Below are 278 nucleotides of genomic sequence, written 5' to 3'. Positions count from 1 at the left end.
ACTCTGGCAACAACTACGGGCATGGGTAGTGTCACGATGCGGAAACGCCAAATACAAAACGCTCAGAAAATACTACCAAACAGGAATGGCAAAACTGAGCAACGGGGATGAAAAGAAGGATAAGTGGATATTCCAAACCAAGGAAGGTCTACGACTCCAAAAACACTCTTGGACTCCCATTGTCTACCACATTCTGGTTAAACCGAACGCATCGACGTATGATGGAAATTGGGTCTATTGGGCAGCAAGGAGAGGGAAATCAGCAGAAATCCCGAACC

The 278-nt window shown here is 46.4% G+C and carries 1 pseudogene; it reads left to right on the top strand.

Going from position 1 to position 278, the window contains the following annotated elements:
• Positions 1 to 85 precede the first annotated feature (85 nt).
• Positions 86 to 278: pseudogene (locus LKE08_RS00110) on the top strand (hypothetical protein); the annotation flags it as partial.

It is taken from the genome of Lyngbya sp. CCY1209 (assembly GCF_035615495.1).
Lineage (GTDB): Bacteria > Cyanobacteriota > Cyanobacteriia > Cyanobacteriales > Microcoleaceae > Limnospira.
The sequence above is the reverse complement of the archived record's forward strand: the minus strand, read 5'-3'. Positions and strand labels throughout refer to the sequence as shown.